The sequence below is a fragment of the Pseudomonas sp. QD4 genome (genome assembly GCF_049199125.1).
Taxonomy (GTDB): Bacteria; Pseudomonadota; Gammaproteobacteria; order Pseudomonadales; family Pseudomonadaceae; genus Aquipseudomonas.
Genome location: NZ_JBLZOM010000026.1, coordinates 1 through 255, shown reverse-complemented (window position 1 = coordinate 255; position 255 = coordinate 1). Strand labels below are relative to the sequence as shown.

Annotated in this window: 1 rRNA gene; it reads left to right on the top strand. The window is 55.3% G+C overall.

Going from position 1 to position 255, the window contains the following annotated elements:
* Positions 1–220, top strand: a 16S ribosomal RNA gene (locus ACOZJV_RS34725); the annotation flags it as partial.
* Positions 221–255: the final 35 nt, after the last annotated feature.

Genomic DNA, 255 nt, shown 5'->3' with positions numbered 1-255 from the left:
GACTGCGTGAAGTCGGAATCGCTAGTAATCGCGAATCAGAATGTCGCGGTGAATACGTTCCCGGGCCTTGTACACACCGCCCGTCACACCATGGGAGTGGGTTGCACCAGAAGTAGCTAGTCTAACCTTCGGGAGGACGGTTACCACGGTGTGATTCATGACTGGGGTGAAGTCGTAACAAGGTAGCCGTAGGGGAACCTGCGGCTGGATCACCTCCTTAATCGACGACATCAGCTGCTCCATAAGCACCCACAC